The sequence below is a fragment of the Sphingomonas sp. SORGH_AS_0438 genome, assembly GCF_031453475.1.
Classification (GTDB): domain Bacteria; phylum Pseudomonadota; class Alphaproteobacteria; order Sphingomonadales; family Sphingomonadaceae; genus Sphingomonas.
On the sequence record NZ_JAVIZS010000001.1, the window covers coordinates 3,603,923 to 3,628,980 of the forward strand.

The window sequence follows — 25,058 nt, forward strand, 5'->3', positions numbered from 1 at the left end:
TGCCGCCGACCGTTCCGGTGGGCAGGGACGCTGCCATGCAGAACGAACCTCGCCTGGGCTGTGGCGCCGCGATCGTCGTCGACGGCCGGTTGCTGCTGGTGCAACGCCGGACCGACCCGGAGGCGGGGTGTTGGGGCCTGCCCGGCGGCAAGGTCGACCTGTTCGAACCTGCCGCCGACGCGGTGCGCCGCGAGATCGCCGAGGAGGTGGGGATCGCGATCGACCCGGTCGACCTGCTTTGCGTCGTCGATCAGATCGACCGGGCGACAGGCATGCACTGGTTGTCACCGGTCTATCGGGTCGATCGCTACCAGGGCGAGCCGGTCAATCGCGAGCCGGGCAAACATGCCGCGATCGGCTGGTTCGCGCTGGACGCGCTGCCCGCATCGCTGACCACGCCGACCCGCACCGCGATCGCCGCCCTGGCCCGCCGCGCCGGCGGACCGTCGGATCAGAAGCCGAACCCATAGCGCAGCGCGACGCCGGTATCGGCGGGCAATGCGGCGATATGGCCGGGATCGCGGCGGTGGAAGGCATTGGCCTCCAACCACCCTATCCCCAGGCCGACCGCGTAGCGCGCCTCCACGTCCAGCTCGCGCCCGCGCGGGGCCATGTTGAGCCGCTGCACCGTCCAGTCGGTCACCGCGTCGCGCGCATAGTCATAGCCGGTCGGCAGCGCCAGATCGACGCCGCCCCCGGCGACGCGCAGCGGCTGCGCGATGCGCAGGCCGAAGGAATCGCCGCCGAACACGCCGTCCTTGCCCAGATCGGCGGCGAAGGCGGTGGTGCGGATATGCCCGCCGCCGCGCATCCCACCGCGCACCGCCGCGATCGTCCAGCCCTGGCGCCAGCGGCCCCCCAGCGACCAGCCGCCGCCCGCGTCGACCCGCGCGCTCGCCTCGCCGAACCAGCTCGTCGCCCGCGTCGCGCCGAGCCCCGGACCCAGCCGCGCGCCCAGGATCGTGTCGTCCTCGTGCAGCCGTGTGGCGGTGATCATCGTCGCCAGCGCGCCGAACCGGCGGTCGAGCGCGAACAGGGCGCGGTCGTAGCCGCCCATTCCGGCACGGTCGCCCTCGGCCCATGGGAGCGTGCCGGGCGCCAGCATCCGCCCGGACTCGATCGCGCCGGTCACCCCCCAGCCGCCCAGCCGCTGGCGAACCGCCGCGCTCTGGCGCGCGCTGCCATCGATTCCGGGCAGCGTCGAGCCCGCGATCAGGAAGCCGGGCTCGCCCATGCCGGTCAGGCTGGTGGTGACCGCCTGCGCCCCCTGCGCGAAGCCGAGCCCGACGCTCAGGTCCGGCCCCATCCGCTGCGTCACCAGCCCGGCGAGCACCCGCGCGCGCGACGCGTCGCCGGCCGACAGGGCGCTGCGTTGCAGGATCGCGTCGCCGGACGCCCGCGCCGACAGCGTCATCGACAGGCTGGTCGCGCCCCGCGCCACCGCCACCGACCGGCCGCCCAGGCCCAGGGCGTTGGCCAGCGCCGGCTGCGGCCGGGCATGGGCCAGGGTCCGCGCCAGGTCGATCGCGAAGGCGCGGCTATAGCCGTCCAGGATCACCGCCCCCAATCCGGTCTGCGCGGCGTCGCCCATCACCGCGGACAGCGTGCCGTTGGCGGTGAGCGAGACGGCGGCGGTGCTGCCCGCGACCGAACTGGTGCCGACCGGCTGGAAGGCGCGGGTCAGGTCCAGCACGCCCTGGCCATAGATGCCGTCGACCCCCGCCGCGCCGGCATCGCGCGCGGTGCGGAACAGCAGCTCGACGATCTGCGCGCCGCTGAGATTGGGAAAGGCCTGGGCCAGCAGCGCCACCGCGCCGGAAATCTGCGGCGCGGCGAAGGAGGTGCCGGACCAGAGGTAATCAATCCCATTCTGGTCGGGCGCGCGCACGTTCGATCCCATCGCGCTCAGATAATGGGCGGCGGCGCTGCCGGCGCGGTTGCTGCGCTCGGCGATCTGGTCGCGCGAATCGACCCAACCGGCGATGATGACCTGGTTGCGTGCGACCGCCGCATTGTTGGCGATGGCGCTGAACGCATCCGGATTGGCCGCGCCGTCATTGCCCGCGGCCATGACCAGCACGATGCCGGCGGCGGTGGCGCGCGCGATCGCCGCCTGGAGATTGGCGGGCATGTCCGATCCGCCGAGCGAGATGTTGATGACGCGGGCGCCGGCCATCCGCGCCGCATCGACACCGCGCGCGATCGCGTCGGTGGCGAATTTGCAGCCGCTGTCGCCATTGGCGCCGGCCCCGGCAGCGCAACTGCCCGGCCGGTCAGCGCGCAGCACGATCAGCGACGAATCGAACGCCACCCCTTGCGTCCCCTGACCGTCGCGTCGCCCGGCGATAGTGAAGGCGACGGCGGTGCCATGGCCGCTCTGGTCGGCAATGCCGTCGGTGCCCGACACCGAGGCGGAGCTGGCGGCGATGCGCCCGGCGAACTGGTCGCTGCGCGTGTCGATGCCGGTGTCGATCACCGCGACGCCCACGCCGGCCCCGGTCGCGCCCCTGGTATAGGCCGCCAGCGCGTTCATCGACACCGCGCCCACGGTCGCGCGATATTCGCTCGTGTCGTAGCTGCTGGGGGTGGGCGAGGGGCTGGGCGAGGGACCGGGCGACGGGGTCGGGCTGGGCACGGGGGTGATGATCGGCGGCGGCGTCACCACCGGCGACGAACCGCCCGCCCCGCCACAGGCCGCCAGCATCAGGCACGGGACGGACGACAGGCCGAGCCGCGCGATGCGGGCCGAGCGGCGCGATCCTGCCTGATTCAACCCCATCCGCCGACCGCCCCCGCGCCTTCGCGTCAAGGGATCGCCGCTACAGCATTTGTGTGTCCGATCCAAGCAGGGCCGGTACGGTCCTGGCGCTTGCTCCGGACGCTGGCCTTGCCTACAGACCCGCCGCGATGATCGACCGGCTTTCCCATGTCCGCAACTGGATCTTCGACCTCGACAATACGCTCTATCCGGCGAGCGCCGATCTGTTCGCGCATATCGACCGGCGGATGACCGCGTTCATCGCCGAGCTGCTGTCGGTCGACCTGGTCGAGGCGCATCGCATCCAAAAGGCCTATTTCATCGGCCATGGCACGACGCTGGCCGGGCTGATGGCCGAGCATCAGGTCGATCCGCACGCCTTTCTCGCCTATGTCCACGATATCGAGATGGACGTGTTGCAGGCGGACGCGCCGCTGGTCGCGGCCCTTGCCCGCCTGCCGGGGCGCAAGCTGGTCTTCACCAATGGCGACGGGCCATATGCGCTCAAGGTGCTGGAGCGGCTGGGCCTGGGCGGCAGTTTCGAGGCGGTGCACGACATCCACGCGATGGACCTCCGCCCCAAGCCGCAGCCCGAGGCCTATGCCGGTCTGTGCGCCGCCTTCGACCTCGACCCGCGGGAAAGCCTGTTCGTCGAGGACATGGCCCGCAACCTGAAGCCGGCCAAGGCGATCGGCATGACCACCGTCTGGGTCGACAACGGGTCCGAACAGGCCCCCGACGCCGATCGCAGCTATATCGATTTCCACATCCACGCGCTCGCGCCGTGGCTCGAACAGATCCTGGAGACGCCATGAACGACCTGTCCACCACCATCGACACCGCCTGGGACAACCGGGCCGAGCTGGGCTTCACCACCGGCGGCGCGGTGCGCGAGGCGGTGGAACAGGCGCTGGCGATGCTGGATGCCGGCACGGCGCGGGTGGCCGAGCCGGACGGCGAGGGCGGCTGGCGCGTCAACCAGTGGCTGAAGAAGGCGGTGCTGCTGTCCTTCCGCCTGAACGACAACAGCCTGATCGACAATGGACCGGGGGCCGGCCACTGGTTCGACAAGGTGCCGTCCAAGTTCAGCGGCTGGGACGAGGCGGCCTTCCGCCAGGCCGGCTTCCGCGCGGTGCCGGGGTCGGTGGTGCGACGCGGCGCGTTCATCGGCAAGAGCGCGATCCTGATGCCCAGCTTCGTCAATATCGGCGCGCATGTCGGCGAGGGCACGATGGTCGACACCTGGGCGACGGTGGGCAGCTGCGCGCAGATCGGCCGCAACGTCCATCTGTCGGGCGGGGCCGGGATTGGCGGCGTGCTGGAGCCGCTTCAGGCCGATCCGGTCATCATCGAGGACGGGGCGTTCATCGGCGCCCGCGCCGAGGTGGCGGAGGGCGTGCGCGTCGGCGAGGGCGCGGTCCTGTCGATGGGCGTCTATCTGGGCGCGTCGACCAAGATCGTCGACCGTGAGACGGGCGAGATCTTCCGCGGCCATGTGCCGCCCTACAGCGTCGTGGTGCCCGGCTCGCTGGGCGGCGGCGACGGCAAGCCGGCGCTCTATTGCGCGGTGATCGTCAAGCGCGTCGATGCGCAGACCCGCTCCAAGACCAGCGTCAACGACCTGCTGCGCGACTGATTCCGTATCGGGCTCCTGCGCGAACAGGAGCCCGATTGCTCAGCGTCCCAGATTCTGGAGCAGGGTCGCGCGCATCCGTTCGGCCATGTCGGCATCGACCGGGCCCAGCACCCCCTGCGCCGATAACGGCAGGTGCGCGACCGGATCGCCGCCGGTGCGGAACACCAGATGGTCGAACATCAGCCGCCACGCCGCCCGCTGGTCGTCGGGCAGGGTGCGCAGCGCGAACAGCGACAGCAGCAGCGCATGGTAGGGGCTGCCCATCGCCTTGGGCGCGGGGTTCCACCAATAGTTCATGAAGATGCTGACCGGGTCGAGCGAGTCGACCGCGTGCCACCAGTGGAAGGGGATGTAGATCGCATCGCCCGGCGCCAGCACCCCGCTTTCCGCCACCGCCATCGCCTCGGCGAAGCGGGGATAGCGGTCCAGGTCGGGCGCGGCGGGGTCGACCATGCTGACCGGCGTGCCCGCCGGGGTCAGCTCCAGTGGCCCCATATAGAGATTGGCGAGCTGGTCGGGCGGGAACAGGGTGAAGCGGCGGCGGCCGGCGACCACCACGCCGATATTCTCCGCCAGGTCGTAATGCGGCGCGACGCGGATCGCATTGCCCAGCCACAGGCGCGGGACGACATCGGCATCGACCAGGTCGGTCGACTGTTCGGCGGTGAAGCCGGGCAGCAATTCGGGCAGCGGCACCGACTGGACCGCCATCGCATAGGGCCGCTCCGCCGCCCGGTCGCGCAGCAGCCGGTCGAGGAACGGCCCGAGCGGCGACTGGCCGCGCGTGAAGTTCAAGGCGGACAGGTCGGGCGTGTAGAAGAACCGGCCCTCGATCTCCGGCGGCCCGACCACCGCGCCGACTGGTTCGGCATGGCTGAACCGCTTGAGATAGGCGATGATCGCCTCGTCCGACTGCGCCGCCGCCTGCACCGCCGGCCAGCCCGCACCGACCCCGCGCAGGATCGCGGGCCGGCCGGCGGGGTGGATCTCGGCCTCGAAGCGGGCGCGGTCGACGCCGTGATATTCGGGCAGCGGTGCGGGAGCGGGGAGGGACATGGAAAGGCGCCTTATGTGTCGAGATCGCAGCCGATCTGGCGGAGATAATCGTCCTGGCGCGGCATCGCGCGCGCGGTGTCGGTGACGACGCTGCGGATATGCCCCAGACGGTGCAGCAGCTCGGCCGGGGGCAGCGTGTCGGCGATCGGATGGTGACGCCGGGGCATCACGCCCTGGCCAATCATCACCGACAGCCAGCTCGTCTCGGTGAACAGCTCGTTATTCTCGCGGTGGATGCGGCCGTTCGTCGCGAACATCGCCAGCTTCTCCGCCAACCCCGGCGGCGGCGGCAGGGTGCGGCAATAGTCCCAGAAGGGCGAATCGTCACGCTCGGTCGCCTTGTAGTGCAGCACCAGGAAATCGCGGATGTCGCGATATTCCCGCTCCGTCTCCGCATTGAACCGCTCCGCCAGCAGCGGGTCGAAGCCGCGATCGGGGAACAGCGCCATCAGCCGGGCGATGCCCGACTGGACCAGATGGATGCTGGTCGATTCCAGCGGCTCCAGGAACCCGCCGGCCAGGCCTAGCGCCACGACATTGCCGACCCAGGCGCGGCGGCGATGCCCGGCGGTGAAGCGCAGCGGCTTGGGGTCGGCGATCGGCCGACCGTCCAGATTGGCCAGCAGCAGCGCCGCCGCCTCGTCGTCCGAGACATGCGCACTGCTATAGACATAGCCATTGCCGATCCGGTGCTGGAGCGGGATTCGCCATTGCCAGCCGGCGGGGCGCGCGGTGGAGCGGGTCAGCGGCTGGCGGTCGCCGCCCAGCTCGCACGGCACCGCCCAGGCGCGGTCGCAGGGCAGCCAGTCGGTCCAGTCCTCGAACCCCGCCTGCATCACCTCCTCGATCAGCAGGCCGCGAAAGCCCGAACAGTCGATGAACAGGTCGCCCGCGATGGTCGTGCCGTCGGCCAGTTCGACCGAGGCGACATGGCCGCTCTCGGCGTGCCGGTGGACCTGGGTGATCCGCCCCTCGCGCCGCACCACGCCCCAGCCTTCGGCGCGGGCGCGCAGGAAGCGGGCATAAAGGCCGGCATCGAACTGGAAGGCATAGGCGAGTTTCGCCAGCGGCGAATTGGGCTGGTCGGGCCGGGGATGGGCGAAGCGCCCGTCCAGCCCGCCGACCACGGCCAGCGAATAGGCGTCGAGCGGCGTCGCATCGCCCAGCGCCGCGCCGCGCAGCCAGTGATGGTGGAACTCCACCCCCGCCATGTCGATGCCGTACAGGCCGAAGGGGTGGACGTAGCGATGGCCGATCCGCGTCCAGTCGACGAACTCGATGCCGAGCTTGTACGTCGCCCGCGTCGCCCGCACGAACTCCGCCTCGTCGATGCCGAGCAGCGTGTTGAACAGCGTGATCTGCGGGATGGTCGCCTCGCCGACGCCGACCGTGCCGATCGCGTCCGACTCGACCAGGGTGATCGTCACGCCGGGCAGCGCGCCCGCCAGTCGTGCGATGCCCGCCGCCGCCATCCAGCCGGCGGTGCCGCCGCCGACGATGACGATGTCGCGGATCGCCGCCTCGCTCATACCGGCGAGCCCATCGTGCCGGTGAAGGGCGAATCCGACTCGAACGAGAAGCGCGGCAGCGCGTCGGCGGGCGCGGGCGCCGCGACAGGGGCGGGCGCGGCCCCGGCGGCGAGCGGCGACAGCGCGGTCTGGCGCAGGAAGGCGCCGTGGCTGGGCAGTTGCTGCGTGACCTGTGCATAGCCCTGGTGCATCTGCGCCAGGGCGGCGGCGACGCGGTCTTCGTCCAGCGCGTCTACCGCCGGCTCGTGATGCTCGGGCCAGAGATGCTGGCCGAACGCCACCGCGACCCAGCTGGTCGTCGCGAACAGCTCCATCGAGTCGCGGAAGACGCGGCCCTTGGCGCGGAACAGGTCCATCTTGCGGCGCAGCGAGTCCGGCACCTCCATCGTCCGGCACCGGTCCCAGAAGGGCGAGTCCGTGCGCTCGGTCGCCTTGTAGTGGAGGATCACGAAGTCGCGGACATCCTCGTACAATTCGCGCATCTGGCGGTTATACTCGGTGCGCTCGACCGGATCGAAGCGCTTGTCGGGGAACAGCGCGATCAGCCGGGCGATGCCGGACTGGATGAAGTGGATGCTGGTCGATTCCAGCGGCTCGATGAAGCCACTCGACAGGCCGAGCGCGACGACGTTGCGGCTCCAGCATTCGCGTCGCCGCCCGGTGGTGAAGGACAGGCGGCGCGGCTCGGCGAGCGGGGCGCCCTCCAGCCGGCCGAGCAGTTCGCGCTCCGCCGCATTGTCGTCGAGGAACTGGCTGGCATAGACCAGGCCGTTGCCCATCCGGTGCTGGAGCGGGATGCGCCACTGCCAGCCGGCCTTGTGCGCGGTGGCGCGGGTAAAGGGATCGGGCTCGCCGGTCAGCGCGCTCGGCACCGCGACCGCGCGGTCGCAGGGTAGCCACTGGCCCCAGGGTTCATAGCCCGTCTCCAGCGCCTCCTCGATCAGCAGGCCGCGAAAGCCCGAACAGTCGATGAACAGGTCGCCCGCGACCTGCCGCCCGTCCGCCAGCGTCACTGCGGCGACATGCCCGTCCTCCGGCCGGAGCGTGACGTCCGCCACCTTGCCCTCGATCCGGGTCACGCCATTCCCCTCCGCATAGCGGCGCAGGAAGCGGGCATAGAGGCCGGCGTCGAAATGGAAGGCATAGAGGAGTTCGCGGATCGGCGACTGCGCCTCGGGCGAGGGGCGGCCGAACTTGCCCTGCGCCGCCGCCACCGCGCTCATCGACCAGGTGGCGATCGGCGGCAGCGCCTGGCGCTGCCGCTCGCGCAGGTAGAGCTGGTGGAAATGCACGCCCTGCAGGTCATGGCCATGGCTGCCGAAGGGGTGGAAATACCGGTCGCCCAGCCGGCCCCAGTCGACGAACTCGATGCCCAGTTTGAACGTGCCCGCCGTCTCGCGCAGGAAATCGTTCTCGTTGATGCCGAGCATCTGGTTGAAGCTGACCAGCGGCGGGATCGTCGCCTCGCCGACGCCGATCGTGCCGATCTCCTCGGATTCGACCAGGGTGATGCGGGTATGGCCGTTGTTGAGGAAGCGCGAGAAGGCGGCGGCGGCCATCCAGCCGGCGGTGCCGCCGCCGACGATCACCACGTCGCGGATCGCATGTTCGTTCATCGGGATCAGGACCTCTGCAGAATGGGATGGGCGGCGCCGGCCGGGGGCAGCGCGGCGACGGCGGCGGCGAGCGCCTGGGCATGATGGGTCATGGCGGCGGCGGCCCGGTCGGGCGGCACCAGCCCGATCAGCGGATCGTCGCGCTCGGGCAGCACGTCCTGGCCGATCAGCACGGCGAGCCAGCTGTCCTTGGCGAAGGTCTCCTCCTCGTAGAAGGGCAGGCGACCCCGTGCACGGAACTGTGCCAGGCTGTGCGCCAGCGAGGGCGGCGGCGCGATCCCGGCTGCCGCGCGCCAGAACGGCTCGGGCCGGTCGGACACCGCATAATGCAGCGCCAGGAAGTCGCGCACCCGCTCCGCCTCGGCGGCGCATTGGCGGTTATATTCGGCAAGCTCCACGGGTGCGCAGTCGCGACCCGGCAGCATCGCGACGATCCGGTCGATTGCGCTGTGCGCCAGATGGAGGTTGGTCCATTCCAGCGGCTCCACGGCGGTCGCGGCATCGCCGATCGCGACGCAGTTGCGCAGCCAGGGGCGGGACCGCGTGCCGGGATCGATCGCGACCCCCAGGCCGGCCCATTCGGCCGCCCCGGCAAAGGCGCTGGCATAGACCAGCCCCTGCGATCCGCCGCCTGTCCAGCGCCAGCCGCAGCCATGCGCCGTCACCCGGTCGAGCGGGTCGGCGGGCATCGCCGCCGCGTCCTCCAGGATCAGCCGGTCGCAGGGCAGCCACGGCGCCCAAGAGATGCGCGCATCGTCCAGAGCGCTCCGCAGCCGCGCCGCCGGGCCGGTGGCGTCGACGAACAGATCGGCTTCGACCCGGTCGCCCTCCGCCAGCAGCGCCGCCGCGACGAAGCCGTCCTTACCGATCTCCACGCCGGCCAAGTCGCCCGCCCGCTCGCGCACCCCGCAATGGAGCGCGAAAGCGCGCAGCATCGCCGCATAGCGGACGGGATCGATATGCAGCCCATGTTCGAATCCGCCGACCAGCGCCTCCGGATCATCGGCGGGCACCGCGAACCGGCCGGCGCGCGCCATCACCGCCGCCGCGGAGAAGCGGTCGAACGGCGCAGGGGCCTGATGCCGCGCCGCGCGAGCCCAATGGAGGTGGAAGGAGCCGCCCTCGAACGGCCGCCCGTGCCGGCCATAGGCGTGTACATAATCGGGCACATGTCCGGCCCGCCCCGCCGTCCAGCCCTCGAACAGCGTCCCCAGCCGGATATTGCTGCCGGTGCGGACCACCGCATCAGCGTCCGACAGGCCCAGATCCTCGTGAAAGCCCAGGAGCGAGGGCAGGGTGGCGTGTATCCGGTCGGCGATCGCATCGGCCGGTGGCGCGATCGGCAGGATCACCACCTCCAGCCAGGGCAGCCGCCGCTGCAGGGCCGCCGCCGCCGACCAGCCGACCAATCCGCCGCCGGCCACCAGCACCCGGCGGATCGGTCCGCGCCGATCGCTCATGCGGCAGGGCTCATCGGGCAATAGCGGTCGATAAAGGCAAGGTGGCCCGTCATCGCGGCGGCGGTGGCGGCGACCTCGTCGCGCAGGTTCGTCATGCCCCGCATCAGCACGTCCATCGCCGGCAGGTCGGCGCGCGGGTCGCGCCCCTCCGGCCGGACGCGCTGGCCCAGATAGACCGCGACCCAGCTCGCATCCAGGAACACGCCCTCGCGATATTTCACGATCCGACCGCGCCGACGGAACAGCTCCATCTTCTCCGCCAAGCTGTCCGGAATGGTCATGGTCCTGACATAGCGCCAGAATTCGGAGTCGTCGCGCTCGGTCGCATGATAATGCAGGATCAGAAAATCGCGGATCCGCTCATATTCCAGGTCGATGACGCGGTTGAACTCGTCGCGGTCGACGCCGCGGACGTGGCCTTGGGGAAACAGTTCGATCAGCGCGGTAATCGCTTGCTGCACCAGATAGATGCTGGTCGACTCCAGGGGCTCCAGGAACCCGCTGGCCAGGCCGATGGCGACGCAATTGCCCACCCAGCTTCGCTCGCGCCGCCCGGCGGTGAAGCGCAACAGGCGCGGGTCGGCGATCGGCTCGCCCTCCACCGCCGCGACCAGCGCGTCGCGCGCCGCGTCGTCGGAGGTGAAGCCGCTGGCATAGACATAGCCATTGCCGGTGCGATGCTGGAGCGGGATGCGCCAGCGCCAGCCCGCCGGCATGGCGATCGCGCTGGTATAAGGCGTCAGCGCCGTTTCGGTGCGGCACGGCATCGCCACCGCCCGGTCGGCGGGCAGCCAGCGCGACCAGTCCTGGAACGGCTCGCCCATCGCGCCGCCCAAGAGCAGCGAGCGGAAGCCCGAACAGTCGACGAACAGGTCACCCTCGATCCGCCGCCCGTCGGCCAGCCGGATGGCGGTCAGGTCGCCGCTCTCGCCGTCGCGCTCGACATCGACGACGATGCCTTCGCTCCGCACCGCGCCCATCCCCTCGGCCAGCGCGCGCAGATAGGGGGCGAACAGCACCGCGTCGAACTGATAGGCATAGCCGAAGGTCGTGGTGATCTGGCGCGGATCGGTTGTCGGCAGCGCGAACCGGCCCTCGCGCGCCATGGTGCAGGCCATGGAGAATTGCTCGATCGGCGGCACCGCGACGCCGGCCTGCATCAGCCGCGCCCAATAATGGTGGAAATCCACCTCGCTCTGCCCGCGCCCGAAGGTGCCGAAGGGGTGGATATAGCTGTCGCCGATCCGCCCCCAGTCGCGGAACTCGATGCCCAGTTTGAAGGTCGCGCGCGTCCAGGCCATGAAGTCGGCCTCGCGGATGCCGAGTCGCTCGTTGAAGGCACGGATATGCGGCAGCGTCGCCTCGCCGACGCCGACGATTCCGATCGCTTCCGACTCGACCAGGTGGACGGTGCAGCGGCGCGGCAACAGCTTGGCGAGCGCCGCCGCCGCCATCCAGCCCGATGTGCCGCCGCCGACGATCACGACCCGGATAGGGGGTGTCTCGGTCATCCTTTCATCCGCTCCATTTCGATCCGACCGGTTGAAACCGGTTCCAATGATAAGATTTAAAGACACGCCATGATTTGGCCTCGTTGCCTTTTTGCAACGCTTGTCCACCATCGTCACGCCATGTGTTTCAGATCAATGATACCGCAAACAAATCTCCTTGCTCCAGTGATTTTCCGTGCATAACCAAATCGAAGATCAAGCGGCAGCTGTAATGGCAGCGCTAACCAGGGAAGAGGGTAATGGGGTATCGATCTGCCGCGCCGATGGCCGGCGCCACTGCATTCAACATCGCCAGACTGCTGCACTGCGGCGTATCGGCAACAGCCTTGTGCGTCGTCGCACTCGCCGCGCCGGCCCAGGCGCAGACCGGCGCGGTTGCGGGCCAGGGGACGGCCGGCACCGCCAGCCCGACCAGCACGGCGACCGATCCCGGCGCGACCAACAACACCAGCACCGCGCCCTCGCCCGAGGTCGCGCGCGGCGACACGCTGCCCCCGCAGGCCGGCACCACGCCGCCGAGCGAGTCGGGCGAGGGCGAGATCGTCGTCACCGGCATCCGCCAGAGCCTGGCCAACGCCCAGAACATCAAGCGCAACTCCGACACCGTCGTCGACGCGATCACCGCGTCGGACATCGGCGCGCTGCCCGACCGCTCGGTGACGGAAGCGCTGCAGCGCGTGCCCGGCGTGTCGATCAACCGCTTCGCCGGCTCGAACGACCCGGACCACTTCTCGGTCGAGGGTTCGGGCGTCGTGGTGCGCGGCCTGAACTTCGTCCGGTCCGAGTTCAACGGACGTGACGCCTTCGCCGCGGGCGTCGGTGGCCAGGCGCTCAACTTCGCCGACGTGCCGGCCGAACTGCTTGGCTCGGTCGAGGTGTACAAGAACGCCACCGCCGAGCTGATCGAGGGCGGTCTCGCCGGCACGGTCAACCTCAACACCCGCAAGCCGTTCGACAACCCCGGCCTCCATGTCGGCGTCAATGGCGAGGCCAATTACGGCGACTTCCGCAAGAAGTGGACGCCCACCGGCTCGGTGCTGGTCAGCGACACCTGGGATACGGGCATCGGCCGCTTCGGCCTGCTCGGCGACGTCTCCTATTCGCGGCTGAAGAGCCGGGCGGACGGCATCCAGATCACCAATTTCCAGACGCGCGACGGGCAGTTCGCGCCCTCGGGCAACCTGACCGCCGGCTCGGCGCAGGCGCAGCTCTGCCGCAATCCGCTGCCCAGCAACACCGACACGACGACGCTGCCGCCCGCCAACGCGCTGTGCGGCACGGCCGGAGCGGCCGGGGCGGACGGCTTCGCCGATTTCCGGCCCAATGCCTATGCGCCGATCGGCGGCCAGTTCCGCAGCCAGGATTTCGACCGCAAGCGGCGCGGCATCGCGCTGGCCGCGCAGTGGGAGAGCACCGACAAGCAGACCGTCGCCAGCCTCCAGTTCCTGCGCTCGCACTCCACCCAGAGCTGGGGCGAGCACACGTTCGAAACCGCGCCCGACCTGTCCGAATACAACACCTATCCGGCCGGCTGTCTCCAGAACCAGAACGGCTCGCCGCGCATCGACGATGCCAGCACGACGCCGGTCACGACCAGCAACCCGGGCACCCGCGCCGAATGCCCGGTCGGCCAGTTCCAGAACTACGAATATGACGATAGCGGCCTGTTCCAGAAGGGCATCATCACGCTGCCCGGCCAGGGCTGGCGTTCCGCTGACAGCGGCAGCGCGACCACGACCGTGCCGACCGGCGGCATCCAGCAGTCGCTGTCGCGCCGTCAGGTCTATGAGTCGAACATCGTCCAGGACATCGGCTTCAACCTGAAGTTCAACCCGGACGAGCATTGGGCGGTCAATCTCGACGCCGACTATACGATGGCGAAGCGGACGCAGAAGGACTTCGCGGTCTTCGGCTCGACCTTCGCCGACCAGGAGCTGGATTTGACCGGCGGCCTGCCGGTGGTGATCCCGCATCGCCCGATGACGCTGGCCCCGACCTGGGGACAGCCCAGCATCTATGCCGGGCAGGACGATGCGACCTATTTCAAGGATCCCCGCGCCACCTTCTGGCGCGCGGCGATGGACCATTTCGAGCAGAGCAAGGGCTCGGAATATGCGCTGAAGGCGGACTTCGCCTATAACTTCAACGACGATGCCAATTTCCTGAAGCGCATCAAGTTCGGCGCGCGCTATGCCGAGCGTCAGCAGACCGTGCGCTACTCGGCCTATAACTGGGGTGCGATCAGCGAAGTCTGGTCGGGCGCGCCGGTGACGATCCAGCAGGGCGGCACCCAGAATGTCGACTTCTACACCTACCCCAATTTCTTCCGCGGGAAGACGCCGGGGCCGGTCGGTGGCTATTACTACAATGGCGACCTGCTGAAGAATTACGACCAGTCGGTGGCGTATTTCCAGTCGCTGAACGACATCTGGCGCAACCAGAACGGCGCGACGGCCACCAACCGCTTCGTCGGTGCCGCGCAGCGTCCCGGTGCGATCCCCGGTTCCTATTACCTGCCGGGCGAAATCCAGGATGTGAACCAGCAGGACACCAACGCCTATGTGATGGTGAACTTCGGATCGAGCGATCCGCTGTTCGCGGGCATCCGCGTCGACGGCAATGTCGGCGTGCGCTTCGTGCATACCGACATCGCCTCGGCCGGTGCGTTCACCATTCCGACCCGCGACGCCTTCGGCATCACCCAGGACTATGCGACCCGCTGCGTCGCGACCGTGCCGGCAGGCGCACCGGCGGGCACGCCGGCGCAGACGCCGGGCGGCATCTGTCGCCTCGGGCCGAGCGCCTATGCCGCGCTCCAGCAGTTCGCGACCGGCGCGACGACCCCGGACGTGGCCCGCACCGGCTATACCTATTGGCTGCCGAGCGCGAACCTGAAGCTGGGCCTGTCGCGCGACCTGATCGTGCGTCTGGCCGCCTCCAAGGTGCTGACCCGGCCGGACTCGGCGAACATCCGCAACTACCAGACCTATGGCACCGATGCGGCGAGCGGCCAGCCGATCGCGACTTCGGGCAATCCGTACCTGAAGCCCGCCACCGCCTGGCAGTTCGACGCCACGCTGGAATGGTATTTCGCGCGGGTCGGCTCGCTGACGGTCGACGCCTTCTACAAGGAAGTGTCGAACTTCTTCTACCAGTCGATCCTGCCCCGCAACGTCACCAGCAACGGTGTCACCGAGTCGGTGCAGTTCCGCTATCCGGAGAACTTCACCGGCAAGGGCAAGATCAAGGGCGTCGAGGTCGCCTATCAGCAGACCTTCGACTTCCTTCCGGGGTTCCTGGACGGGCTGGGCGTCAACGCCAACTACTCGTTCATCGAAAGCTCGGGACTGCCCAACAGCTTCCTGAACACCGGCGCGCCGTCCAACGTCTCGACGATCAAGCCGGGCAGCCTGCCGTTCGAGGGGCTGTCGAAGCATAATGTCAACGCGACGGTCTTCTACGAGAAGGGTCCGGTCTCGCTGCGGGCGGCGTATAACTGGCGGTCCAAGTACCTGCTGACGGCGGCCGACGTGATCTTCCCCTATACGTCGATCTTCCAGGCCGGCACGGGCTCGCTCGACGCCTCGGCGTTCCTCAACCTCAACAAGTATATCAAGGTCGGCGTACAGGGCGTGAACCTGACCAACACCACGACCAAGACGCTGCAGGCCTATACCGGCGATCCCAGCCAGCTGGCCCCGCGCAGCTACTTCATGAACGACCGCCGCTTCTCGTTCATCGTGCGCGGCAACTTCTAGGTCGGCGAACCACCGACGACCATGGGCGCGTCCGGGCAACCGGGCGCGCTTTTTTTGTGCCGTAGAGATATATACGAAATACAAAATGATCATGATGACGATAGGTGAAGCTTCGGACAAGGGGCTCGTGGCTTCGGTTGCCTATGGCTTTCACGATTTATCACCGAAAATATTGGCCAGTATTCAGTAAAGCCGTCAGTTTTACCTAAAATCTATAAAATATCACTGATTATCAGATGGTTGGCTGGATTAGCGTATTGCAGCGCTACAGCGTGATGCAGAGTCGAATCTGTTGTTTTTATGATACGGGTTAGTGGCGTGACTGAGGGAAGGTTGAACCAATCTTTACAGTGATGTGACCCCTTTCCATGATCTGCCTGACCGAAGGTGGGAGGGACCGGGAGCCGAGTGCTGCCGCCATCTTCGGAAGGGGTGCGAGCGGTCCGAAAGGACCATCGCCAGTCATGGGGGATACTGAATGAATCAGGGATTCAGAGCTGTTCGACGTTCGCTCGCGCAAGGTGTCGCGGTCGCGGCTTTTGCCGGATTGGGGCTTGGTGGTACGCTGATGACGGCCGCTCCGGCAGCGGCGCAGGATTACACGCAGGTCAATGCAACGGGTAGGGTGCAGGGTACGGACGGTCGTCCGATCGCTGGCGCAACGGTGACCGTCACGTCCACCGCACAGGGCTTTTCACGGAGCGCGGTGACCGACGGCAACGGTAGCTATACGATCACCGCACTGCCGCAGGGCACGTACAGCTTCACGGTGGAAGCGCCGGGCCGGAGCAGCTTCACCGATCCCGCCGTCCGCCTGATCCAGGGTCGTGCGGCCAACCAGTTCACTCTCGCCAGCGCCGATGAGGGCGCGGGCGGCGAGATCGTCGTGACGGCCGGGCGTACCGCCGTGGTCGATTTCAGCAGCAACACGGTCGGTGCGGTGATCGACGTGGGCGATGTCGCGGCGCGCGTGCCGGTGGCACGTGATCTGACTGCGGTCGTGCTGCTGGCGCCGGGCACGGTAGGCGGCGACAACCGCTTCGGTCCGGCCGGTGGGCTGCCATCGGTGAATGGCGCCTCGGTGTCCGAGAATGCCTATTACATCAACGGCCTGAACACGACGCAATTCCGCAATGGCCTGGGTGCGGTGGCGGTGCCGTTCGATTTCTATCAGACGGTCGACATCAAGACGGGCGGTATCCCGGCGGAGTTCGGACGCTTCACCGGCGGTATGATCAACGCCACGACCAAGTCGGGCTCGAACACCTTCCATGGCGGCATCACCTTCAACTGGGAGCCGAACGAGCTGCGGTCGAACACCCGCAACACCTATGCCGCCGACAATGACTCGCGCTATCGGGCGCGCACCGACTTCATTGCGCAACTGTCGGGCCCGATCATCAAGGATCATTTGTTCTTCTACGGCATCTACAATGCCCGCAACTACACCTCGTCCCAGGGATACAGCGGCGTCGTCAGTCGCACCGGCACAGGCGCCAACGGTTGCGCCACCAACCGGGCCTTCTGCGCCGACTATGCCGATCTGGCCGACTTTGGCTTGAATCTGGCCGGGACGTCCTACACACGGACGGTCGCGAACGACCCGTTCTACGGTGCCAAGATCGATGCGGTGATCGTTGACGGCCAGCGGCTGGAGGGGACCTACTGGAACACCAGCGGGACTCAGCGCGACAGCGTGTTCGGCACCAGCCAGTACACGCTGGCCAGCGGCCTGCGCTACAACCTCAACACCAACCAGCCCGGTGGCTATGTCGCGACCAACCTCTACCGTTCGGGCGGCGAGAACTATGTCTTGCGCTATACCGGCAGCTTCACCAACTGGCTGACCCTGTCGGCAGCCTATGGCGTCAACAAGAACAGGGACACCACCGAATCGAGCCTGCCTGACCTGCCGTCGGTGGTCGACCAGCGCAACGGTGCCAATAGCAGCATCGGCAATACATTGTCGAACGCGTCTCTGAACTTCGACAAACGGACCTTCTACCGGGCCGATGCCGATGTGCGGTTCACCCTCCTCGGTTCGCACCATATCCGTGGCGGCTATGATCGCGAGGATTTGGATGAGAACTCGATCAGCACTGCCAATGGCGGCGCGCAATATACGCTGCTGACGGCTTCCGGGGCGACGGGAACGATCGATCCCACCGTTGGTCTGGTGAGCGGCACCTCCTATGTGAAGGCGCGCACCTTCCGCACCGGCGGGCAGTTCGCAAGTCGTAACACCGCATTTTACGTGCAGGACGACTGGCGGCTGTTCGACGACCGATTGCAGTTGAACCTGGGCATCCGCAACGACCGGTTCGAGAACCGCAACGGTGCTGGCCAGACCTTCTTCCTCGCCAAGAACCAGTGGGGGCCGCGCCTGGGCGCCAGCTTCGATCCGCTGGGCGACGGTCGCACGAAAATCTTCGGGTCTTTCAGCCGCTATTATCTCCCGGTGGCGGTCAACACCAATGTCCGCCTGGCGGGTGGTGAACTGGACTATACCACTTATTATCTGCTGAACGGCCTGACGGCGACCAACGTGCCGATCCTGGGCACGCCGATCACCACCGGTGCCGGATTCACGAATTGTCTGGGCGGCTCCCCGGCAGGCACCGCCTGCACGGTCAGCAACGACGGCACCGTGCCCAACACGGACTCGGTCGTGGCGTCCAATCTCAAGCCGCAATCGGTCGACGAAATCATATTGGGCATGGAGCATCGGTTCAACAACCGCATCCGGGCCCGCTTCGTCTTTACGCAGACCAAGCTCAACAACTCGTTGGAAGACGCGGCACTCGACCAGGCGATCGTTCCCTACTGCATATCGCAAGGCAAGAGTGCGACGAACTGCCGCAATATCTGGAACGGCGTGCATCAGTTCACGCTGATCAATCCGGGACGTGATGTGGCGGTGACGCTCAGCGATCCGCTACCGGGTGAGACGACCCTGCGGACGGTGACACTGTCGGCGGCCTCGCTCGGCTATCCGAGGGCACAGCGTACCTATCGCGGCATGGCCTTCGCGGTTGACCGTGATTCCGATGGCGTCTGGGAACTCCATGCCAATTACACCTATTCGAAGCTCTACGGAAACATCGAAGGTGGCGTGCGGTCCGACAATGGACAGAGCGACTCAGGCCTGACCACGGCTTTCGACCTTCCGGCGCTAGTCAATGGTACCTATGGCTATCTGCCCAACGATCGTCGCCACAATTTGAAGGCCTGGGGATCATATAAGGTCGCAGACTGGCTGACGTTGGGCGCGAACGGTTCGCTCGGTTCGCCTCGTCGGTTCGGCTGCTATGGCCGTGCGCCGGCCTATCTGGACTCCGACGCCACGGCACCGGGCGGCATCACCGGTCTCTATTACGGTGCCAATGCCGCCTATTGTAACGTGGTGAATGGCAATGTGGTCCGCAATCCGACCGGCTTCGCAGTCATCAACGACCGGTTCGACCGGGCTGGCGGGGTGCGTCCCAGCACCCTGCAGGAGGTGAAGCGCGGCTCGGCGCTGAAGTCGGATTGGCTGGCGCAACTCAACTTGGACGCAGTGATTGCCGTGCCGACGGATGCCTTCAACGGCTTCATCCGCCTGTCGGTGTTTAACGTCTTCAACTCGCGGCAGAAACTGCGCTTGGCTGAAACGGGAACCACTTCGCAAGGTGCACCGCAGCCGACCTATTCGCTGCCGTTGCAATATAATGACGGCCGCTCGGCCCGCATCCAGTTCGGCGTGAATTTCTGATCTCAAACCGAATGCGTTGAAAAAGTCGGGGGCCGGCATCCGCCATGGATGCTGGCCCCTTTTCGCGTCACGTCACTACCAGCGCCAGCTTCCCGTCGCCCTCATCGACCCGGACGGTGCTGCCGTCCTTCACCGTGCCCCGCAGGATCAGGTCGGCAAGCGGGTCCTGGAGATGGCGCTGCACCGCGCGGCGGAGGGGGCGCGCGCCATAGACGGGGTCGTAGCCGACCCGGCCCAGCCACGCCCGCGCCGCGTCGGTCAGCGTCAGCGTGATCTTGCGATCCGCCAGCAGCCGCTGGACGCGGCCGACCTGGATGTCGACGATCGGGCCCATATGCGCCTGGCCCAGCCGGTGGAACAGGATGATCTCGTCCAGCCGGTTGAGGAATTCCGGGCGGAAATGCGCGCGGACGATGTCCATCACCTGCGGCTCGACGGTCGCGACATCCTGGTCGTCGGCCATGTTTGCCAGGAACTGGCTGCCGAGATTGGAGGTCAGCACGATCAGCGTGTTGCTGAAATCCACCGTCCGCCCCTGTCCATCGGTCAGCCGGCCGTCGTCCAGCACCTGGAGCAGCACGTTGAACACGTCGCCATGCGCCTTCTCCACCTCGTCGAACAGCACGACCTGATAGGGCCGCCGCCGCACCGCCTCGGTCAGCACGCCGCCTTCCTCATAGCCGACATAGCCCGGCGGGGCACCGATCAGCCGCGAGACGGCGTGCTTCTCCATGAACTCCGACATGTCGATGCGGACCATGGCATTGGGGTCGTCGAACAGGAATTCGGCCAGCGCCTTGGTCAGCTCGGTCTTGCCGACGCCCGTCGGCCCCAGGAACAGGAACGAGCCCAGAGGCCGGTTCGGGTCCTGCAGACCGGCGCGCGCGCGGCGCACGGCGGTGGAGACGGCGCGCACCGCATCGGCCTGGCCGATCACGCGCTGGCCCAGCACCTCTTCCATGCGCAGCAGCTTGTCGCGCTCGCCCTGGAGCATCCGGTCGACGGGCACGCCGGTCCAGCGGCTGACCACGCCGGCGATATCGTCGGCGGTCACCTCCTCGCGCAGCATCGCGCCCTGGGTCTGGCCCTGCGCCTCCTCCAGCTGCTTCATCAGCTGTGGAATGGTGCCGTAGGACAGCTCGCCTGCGCGGGCCAGGTCGCCCTGGCGCTGCGCCTGGTCGAGCGCGACGCGCGCCTGGTCGAGCTGTTCCTTCAGCTTGGCCTCGGCGCCGATCTTGTCCTTCTCCGCCTGCCAGCGCTGGGTCAGCTCGGCGGATTGCTGTTCGAGATTGGCGAGGTCGCCCTCCAGCGTCGCGAGGCGATCGCGGCTGGCGGCGTCGCTTTCCTTCTTCAGCGCCTCGCGCTCGATCTTGAGCTGGATGATGCGGCGGTCGAGCGTCTCGATCTCCTCCGGCTTCGACTCCACCTCCATGCGGATGCGGCTGGCGGCCTCGTCCATCAGGTCGATCGCCTTGTCGGGCAGGAAGCGATCGGTGATGTAGCGGTTGGACAAGGTCGCCGCCGACACGATCGCGCCATCGGTGATGCGCACGCCGTGATGCAGCTCGTACACGTCCTTCAACCCGCGCAGGATCGAGATCGTGTCCTCCACGGTCGGCTCGCCGACGAAGACGGGCTGGAACCGCCGCTGGAGCGCCGGGTCCTTCTCGACATATTTGCGATATTCGTCGAGCGTGGTCGCGCCGACGCAGTGCAGCTCGCCGCGCGCCAGGGCCGGCTTGAGCAGATTGCCCGCGTCCATCGCGCCCTCGGATTTGCCCGCGCCGATCAGCGTGTGCATCTCGTCGATGAACAGCACGACCTCGCCATCAGCGGCCTTCACCTCGTCGAGCACGCCCTTCAGTCGTTCCTCAAACTCGCCGCGATATTTCGCGCCGGCGATCAGCGCGCCCATGTCGAGCGCCATCAGCCGGCGGTCCTTCAGCGTGTCGGGCACGTCGCCATTGGCGATGCGCAGCGCCAGCCCCTCGGCGATCGCGGTCTTGCCGACGCCGGGTTCGCCGATCAGCGCCGGGTTGTTCTTGGTCCGGCGCGCCAGGATCTGGATGGTGCGGCGGATCTCCTCGTCGCGGCCGATCACGGGGTCGAGCTTGCCGTCGCGCGCCGCCTGGGTCAGGTCGCGCGCGAACTTCTTCAGCGCGTCATAGCGATCCTCCGCGCCCGCCGTGTCGGCGGTGCGGCCCTGGCGTAACTGGTTGATCGCGCCGTTCAGCCCCTCCGGGGTCGCGCCCGCCGTCTTCAGCGCCTTGCCGGCGGCGGTGTTGAGCGACAGGGCCAGCGCCACCAGCAACCGTTCGACGGTGACGAAGCTGTCGCCCGCCTTGGTCGCGATCTGCTCGGCCTGGTCGAGCACGCGCACCAAGTCATTGTCCAGGCCGGGGCTGGCCTGCGCACCCGATCCGGACACGGCCGGGATCTTCGACAGGGCGAGGTCGGTCTCGGCGACCGCACGCTTGGCGTCGCCGCCCGCCGCCTGGATCAGGCCGGCGGCCATGCCCTGCTCATCCTCCAGCAATGCCTTGAGCAAATGCTCGGGGGCGATGCGCTGATGGTTGAGGCGGATGGCAACGGTCTGCGCGGATTGGAGGAAGCCTTTCGCGCGGTCGGTAAATTTCTCTAGGTTCATGGCTGATCCCTGTTCGTCTTGTCCGCGAAGATGGTGTTGCCGATCGGCAACACAAGAGGGCGGGCCGTGCACCTTTCGTGACGTGTTGCGTCCGTCCCGGCCCTGGCTATGCTCCAGGTCAGGAAATTCGGGGGACGATCATCATGACCATTCGTATCGCGGCGCTCGCCAGTGTCGCCATCGTCGCGCTCGCCGCGCCCGTCGCCGCGCAGCAACAGCCACCCGCGCCCGTCGCGACGCTCGTCAAGGCGGTCGACATTCCCTATCAGAGCTTCACCCTGCCCAACGGCCTGCGCGTGATCGTCCATACCGATCGCAAGGCGCCGATCGTCGCGGTCAGCGTCTGGTACGATGTCGGCGCCAAGCACGAGCCCAAGGGCAAGACGGGCTTCGCGCATCTGTTCGAGCATCTGATGTTCAACGGCTCGGAAAACGCCCCGAACGACTTTTTCGAGCCGCTGAAGCAGGTCGGCGCGACCGACTTCAACGGCACCACCAACCAGGACCGCACCAATTATTTCGAGACGGTGCCGACCGCCGCGCTCGACCGCGCGCTGTTCCTTGAATCGGACCGCATGGGCTATCTGCTCGGCGCGGTGACGCAAGCCAAGCTCGACGAGCAGCGCGGCGTCGTCCAGAACGAGAAGCGCCAGGGCGACAACCAGCCCTATGGCCTGGTCGACTATAAGGTGACGGCCGGCCTGCTGCCCGAAAGCCATCCCTATGGCCATGACACGATCGGCTCGATGGCCGATCTGGACGCGGCGACGCTGGACACCGTCAAGGACTGGTTCCGCAGCCATTATGCGCCCAACAATGCGGTGCTGGTGCTGGCCGGCGATATCGACCTGCCCACCGCCCGGCGGCTGGTGACCAAATATTTCGGCGGCATTCCCGCCGGGCCGAAGACCGCGCCGGCCGTCGCGCCCGTGGTGACGCTCACCGCGCCCAAGGTGGAGACGATGAAGGACCGGGTGGCGCAGGTGATGATCGCCCGCAACTGGACGGTGCCCGGCCTCAACGACCCGCAGACCCGCGCGCTCGACGTGGCGGCGGGGGTGCTGGGCGGCCTGTCCAGCTCGCGGCTCAACACCATCCTGGTCAAGCAGGAGAAGCTCGCGGTCAGCGCCTCGGCCTATAATTGGAGCTCGGCGCAGATCGGGCAGTTCGGCATCCGCGTGCTGGTCCGCCCCGGCGTCGACCCGGCGCTGGTGACGAAGCGGATCGACCAGATCGTCGGCGACTTCCTGCGCACCGGCCCCACCGCCGACGAGGTGCGCCGCGTCGCCACGACCGAGACGGCGGGCCGCATCCGCGGACTGGAATCGGTCGGCGGCTTCGGCGGCAAGGCCGTGGCGCTGGCGCAGGGCGCGCTCTTCTCCAACGATCCCGGCTTCTACAAGAAGGAGCTGGAGCAGCTCGCCGCGCAGACCCCGGCGAGCGTCAAGGCGGCGGCCGATCAGTGGTTGAGCAAGCCCTCCTATACGCTGACCGTCGTGCCCGGCCCGCGCGACGCCTATGAGGAGGCGAAGGTGCCGCCCAAGGCGGAGGTGGCGACCGCGCCCGAAACCCCGGTCAAGGGGACGCGCGGGGGGCTGCCGGCGATGGGCGAGGTCGGGACGCTCCGTTTCCCCGCCATCGAGCGCAGCCGGTTGGCGAACGGCATCGAGCTGATCTACGCGCAGCGCACCGCCGTGCCGGTCACGCAACTGGCGCTGTCGTTCGACGCCGGCGTGGCGGCGGACGTACCCACCAGGCTCGGCACCCAGCAACTGGCGCTCAACATGCTGGACGAGGGGACGAAGGCGCTCAACTCGGTGCAGATCGCCGAGACGCGCGAGCGGCTGGGCGCGAATATCGACAGCTGGTTCAACGGCGACCGCACCCAGATCGGCCTGGGTGTGCCGAGCGCGAACCTCGCGCCCGCGCTGGCCTTGTTCGCCGATATCGTCCGCAACCCCGCCTTCGACGAGGCGGAGGTGACGCGCGTGCGCACCCAGCAGCTGGCGCAGATCGGGCAGGAACTGACCAATCCGTCGGGCCTGGCGTCGCGGGTGATGCCGCCGCTCCTCTACGGTGCCGAGTCGCCCTATTCGCGCCAGCGTGGCGCGGGCGATCCGCAGGCGGTGGCGGCGCTGACCCGCGCCGATCTGGTCGCCTTCCAGCAGGCGTGGCTGCGGCCCGACAAGGCCAAGATCTTCGTGGTCAGCGATCGTCCGCTGGCCGAGGTGAAGGCGGCGCTGGAGCGGACGCTGGGCGACTGGCGCGCACCCGCCACGCCGGCCGGGGTCAAGCGCTTCCCCGCGGCCGGCAGCGATGCCGCGTCGCCGCGCATCGTGCTGGTCGACCGGCCGGACAGCCCGCAATCGGTGATCGTCGGCGGCATCCCCACCATGCTGACCGGCACCGAGAACATGCTGCCCGTCGAGACCGCCAATGACGCGCTGGGCGGCAGCTTCCTGTCGCGGATGAACATGGACCTGCGCGAGAGCAAGCACTGGTCCTATGGCGTCCGGGGCGGGTTCCGCACGCTGGAGTTCGCCGCGCCCTACAGCCTCTCCGCACCGGTCCAGGCCGACCAGACCGGTCCGTCGATCGCGGCGTTGCGCAGCGACATCGCCGGTTTCCTGGGCGCCAAGCCGATGACCCAGGTCGAGTTCGATCGCGCGATCCAGGGCGGCATCCGCTCGCTCAGCGGCAATTTCGAAACCTCGGGCGCGGTGCTGTCGGCGATGCAGGCGAACGACCTGTTCAAGCGGCCGGACAATTATTATTCCACGATCACCGCGCGTTACCGGGCACTGACGCTGCCCGAGCTGAACCAGGCGATCAGCAGGGCGATCGATCCGTCCAAGGCGATCTGGGTCGTGGTCGGCAATGCCGCGACGGTGAAGCCGCAGCTTGACGCCATCGGCCTGCCGGTGGAGGTGGTGCCGGCGGCGTCGGTCGCTTCGTCCCCGGAGGCCGGCGCGGCACCCAAGGCGAAGTGAATCGTTCGGACCGACGCTTTCGGACTCAAGGAGAGATGCACATGGCCAATGTCGACGGCACCTATGATTGCACCGTCAAGTCGCCGCTGGGCGACCAGAACATGACGTTGACCGTGCGCAGCGACGGCGCGACCTTCACCGGCGACGTGTCCGGCGCGATGGGCGGCATGGACGTCAACGGCACGGTCGATGGCGACACCATCGCCTGGAAGCAGAGCATGACCGTGCCGATGCCGATGACGCTCGACTGCGAAGCCACGATCGATGGCGACACGGTCACCGGCTCGGTCGGCGCGGGTGCGTTCGGCAGCTTCCCCCTGTCGGGCCGCCGCACCGGCTGATCACC

14 protein-coding genes are annotated in these 25,058 nt (G+C 68.0%); 7 read left to right on the forward strand and 7 right to left on the reverse strand.

Translation table 11 applies throughout. The features are described 5' to 3' along the window. Window positions 1-35 precede the first annotated feature (35 nt). Window positions 36-470, forward strand: coding sequence for an NUDIX domain-containing protein (locus tag QE452_RS17005; RefSeq protein WP_309659122.1), 435 nt, complete (start codon window positions 36-38; stop codon window positions 468-470). On the opposite strand, the gene QE452_RS17010 is transcribed toward QE452_RS17005, so the two are convergent. After that, complete coding sequence (locus QE452_RS17010; RefSeq protein ID WP_309659121.1) at window positions 452-2,779, reverse strand: S8 family peptidase; 2,328 nt, start codon at window positions 2,777-2,779, stop codon at window positions 452-454. The two genes, QE452_RS17005 and QE452_RS17010, sit on opposite strands and share 19 nt — an antisense overlap. A gap of 128 nt (window positions 2,780-2,907) precedes the next feature. Here QE452_RS17010 and QE452_RS17015 point away from each other — a divergent pair, with 128 nt between their 5' ends. Both QE452_RS17015 and dapD read left to right on the forward strand, forming a co-directional pair. Continuing rightward, the gene (locus QE452_RS17015) at window positions 2,908-3,573 is read left to right on the forward strand and encodes a pyrimidine 5'-nucleotidase (RefSeq protein ID WP_309659120.1); all 666 of its coding nucleotides are present in this window, start codon (window positions 2,908-2,910) and stop codon (window positions 3,571-3,573) included. Beyond that, window positions 3,570-4,394, forward strand: coding sequence for a 2,3,4,5-tetrahydropyridine-2,6-dicarboxylate N-succinyltransferase (gene dapD / locus QE452_RS17020; RefSeq protein WP_309659119.1), 825 nt, complete (start codon window positions 3,570-3,572; stop codon window positions 4,392-4,394). The genes QE452_RS17015 and dapD overlap by 4 nt, the downstream gene beginning before the upstream one ends. Window positions 4,395-4,433: 39 nt before the next feature. On the opposite strand, the gene QE452_RS17025 is transcribed toward dapD, so the two are convergent. The 5 genes from QE452_RS17025 to QE452_RS17045 are packed head-to-tail and all read right to left on the reverse strand — an operon-like array spanning window position 4,434 to window position 11,566. Continuing rightward, a complete protein-coding gene (locus QE452_RS17025) occupies window positions 4,434-5,450 on the reverse strand; it encodes a cupin-like domain-containing protein (protein WP_309659118.1) in 1,017 nt (338 codons plus the stop codon). Window positions 5,451-5,461: 11 nt separating this feature from the next. Then, a complete protein-coding gene (locus QE452_RS17030; protein WP_309659117.1) occupies window positions 5,462-6,979 on the reverse strand; it encodes a tryptophan 7-halogenase in 1,518 nt (505 codons plus the stop codon). Next, window positions 6,976-8,595, reverse strand: coding sequence for a tryptophan 7-halogenase (locus QE452_RS17035; protein WP_309659116.1), 1,620 nt, complete (start codon window positions 8,593-8,595; stop codon window positions 6,976-6,978). Before QE452_RS17035 ends, QE452_RS17030 begins: the two co-directional genes overlap by 4 nt. A gap of 5 nt (window positions 8,596-8,600) precedes the next feature. Further along, window positions 8,601-10,055, reverse strand: coding sequence for a tryptophan 7-halogenase (locus QE452_RS17040; RefSeq protein WP_309659115.1), 1,455 nt, complete (start codon window positions 10,053-10,055; stop codon window positions 8,601-8,603). Next, the gene (locus tag QE452_RS17045; protein ID WP_309659114.1) at window positions 10,052-11,566 is read right to left on the reverse strand and encodes a tryptophan 7-halogenase; all 1,515 of its coding nucleotides are present in this window, start codon (window positions 11,564-11,566) and stop codon (window positions 10,052-10,054) included. Before QE452_RS17045 ends, QE452_RS17040 begins: the two co-directional genes overlap by 4 nt. Before the next feature lie 239 nt (window positions 11,567-11,805). Between QE452_RS17045 and QE452_RS17050 the strand changes: the two genes are divergently transcribed. After that, complete coding sequence (locus QE452_RS17050; protein WP_309730414.1) at window positions 11,806-15,324, forward strand: TonB-dependent receptor; 3,519 nt, start codon at window positions 11,806-11,808, stop codon at window positions 15,322-15,324. A 478-nt stretch (window positions 15,325-15,802) separates the two neighbouring features. Next, a complete protein-coding gene (locus tag QE452_RS17055; RefSeq protein ID WP_309730417.1) occupies window positions 15,803-19,075 on the forward strand; it encodes a carboxypeptidase regulatory-like domain-containing protein in 3,273 nt (1,090 codons plus the stop codon). Between the two features lie 67 nt (window positions 19,076-19,142). On the opposite strand, the gene clpB is transcribed toward QE452_RS17055, so the two are convergent. Then, complete coding sequence (gene clpB / locus QE452_RS17060; RefSeq protein ID WP_309659111.1) at window positions 19,143-21,722, reverse strand: ATP-dependent chaperone ClpB; 2,580 nt, start codon at window positions 21,720-21,722, stop codon at window positions 19,143-19,145. A gap of 143 nt (window positions 21,723-21,865) precedes the next feature. On the opposite strand from clpB, the gene QE452_RS17065 reads away from it, so the two are divergent. Together QE452_RS17065 and QE452_RS17070 are read left to right on the forward strand one after the other, a co-directional pair. Beyond that, window positions 21,866-24,712 (forward strand): pitrilysin family protein, encoded by a 2,847-nt coding sequence (locus QE452_RS17065; RefSeq protein ID WP_309659110.1) that lies wholly within the window; start codon window positions 21,866-21,868, stop codon window positions 24,710-24,712. Between the two features lie 41 nt (window positions 24,713-24,753). Continuing rightward, window positions 24,754-25,053 carry a hypothetical protein gene (locus QE452_RS17070; protein WP_125995762.1) on the forward strand — a complete coding sequence of 100 codons (300 nt, stop codon included), beginning with the start codon at window positions 24,754-24,756 and terminating at the stop codon, window positions 25,051-25,053. The last annotated feature ends 5 nt before the right edge of the window (window positions 25,054-25,058 follow it).

What these genes read in the sequence shown, in the direction of transcription:
- clpB (WP_309659111.1), bottom strand. Translation starts at nt 21,722, where the DNA reads ATGAACCTAGAGAAATTTACCGACCGCGCGAAAGGCTTCCTCCAATCC.
- QE452_RS17045 (WP_309659114.1), bottom strand. Translation starts at nt 11,566, where the DNA reads ATGACCGAGACACCCCCTATCCGGGTCGTGATCGTCGGCGGCGGCACA.
- QE452_RS17050 (WP_309730414.1), top strand. Translation starts at nt 11,806, where the DNA reads ATGGGGTATCGATCTGCCGCGCCGATGGCCGGCGCCACTGCATTCAAC.
- QE452_RS17055 (WP_309730417.1), top strand. Translation starts at nt 15,803, where the DNA reads ATGAATCAGGGATTCAGAGCTGTTCGACGTTCGCTCGCGCAAGGTGTC.
- QE452_RS17010 (WP_309659121.1), bottom strand. Translation starts at nt 2,779, where the DNA reads ATGGGGTTGAATCAGGCAGGATCGCGCCGCTCGGCCCGCATCGCGCGG.
- QE452_RS17070 (WP_125995762.1), top strand. Translation starts at nt 24,754, where the DNA reads ATGGCCAATGTCGACGGCACCTATGATTGCACCGTCAAGTCGCCGCTG.
- QE452_RS17065 (WP_309659110.1), top strand. Translation starts at nt 21,866, where the DNA reads ATGACCATTCGTATCGCGGCGCTCGCCAGTGTCGCCATCGTCGCGCTC.
- QE452_RS17030 (WP_309659117.1), bottom strand. Translation starts at nt 6,979, where the DNA reads ATGAGCGAGGCGGCGATCCGCGACATCGTCATCGTCGGCGGCGGCACC.
- dapD (WP_309659119.1), top strand. Translation starts at nt 3,570, where the DNA reads ATGAACGACCTGTCCACCACCATCGACACCGCCTGGGACAACCGGGCC.
- QE452_RS17040 (WP_309659115.1), bottom strand. Translation starts at nt 10,055, where the DNA reads ATGAGCGATCGGCGCGGACCGATCCGCCGGGTGCTGGTGGCCGGCGGC.
- QE452_RS17035 (WP_309659116.1), bottom strand. Translation starts at nt 8,595, where the DNA reads ATGAACGAACATGCGATCCGCGACGTGGTGATCGTCGGCGGCGGCACC.
- QE452_RS17015 (WP_309659120.1), top strand. Translation starts at nt 2,908, where the DNA reads ATGATCGACCGGCTTTCCCATGTCCGCAACTGGATCTTCGACCTCGAC.
- QE452_RS17005 (WP_309659122.1), top strand. Translation starts at nt 36, where the DNA reads ATGCAGAACGAACCTCGCCTGGGCTGTGGCGCCGCGATCGTCGTCGAC.
- QE452_RS17025 (WP_309659118.1), bottom strand. Translation starts at nt 5,450, where the DNA reads ATGTCCCTCCCCGCTCCCGCACCGCTGCCCGAATATCACGGCGTCGAC.